Annotated in this window: 1 protein-coding gene; it reads right to left on the bottom strand. The window is 50.7% G+C overall.

Annotated elements, in window-relative coordinates:
- Positions 1-377 (bottom strand): hypothetical protein (locus tag AN393_RS20300; RefSeq protein WP_161804174.1); only part of this gene is annotated, 377 nt, incomplete at both ends.

The following is a 377-nucleotide window of genomic DNA, read 5'->3' as shown; positions in this document are numbered from 1 at the left end:
GCCACATCGGATACGCTGGCTGTGGCAGTGAGTGTGCCATCGTTTAGTGCGCTTGCATCAATCGGATCAGTAACATACTCGCCATTTTGTACAAGCGCCGTTGTTTCAACTTGGTTTGTGCCATCGCTGATAAAAACCGTCACGGTTTGGCCGTCTTCAACATCGGTTACTGTACCGCGTACCACGATGGCTGCACTTTCGCCGTTGCCATTGATAACGCCATCTGCTGTTTTATCAATGCTGGTTGTAATTGCTGCGGTGTTATCAAGTTCTACGCTATCTTGCGCGCTTACAGGGTTACCCGCTAAATCTGATGCGCTTGCTGTAGCGGTGAGTGTGCCGTCGCTTAGTGCGCTTGCATCAATCGGATCGGTAAC

The sequence above is a fragment of the Pseudoalteromonas sp. P1-25 genome (assembly GCF_001401805.1).
In the GTDB taxonomy this organism is placed as follows: Bacteria; Pseudomonadota; Gammaproteobacteria; order Enterobacterales; family Alteromonadaceae; genus Pseudoalteromonas.
Note: the sequence above shows the minus strand (reverse complement) of the source record. Positions and strands in the feature narration are given on the sequence as shown.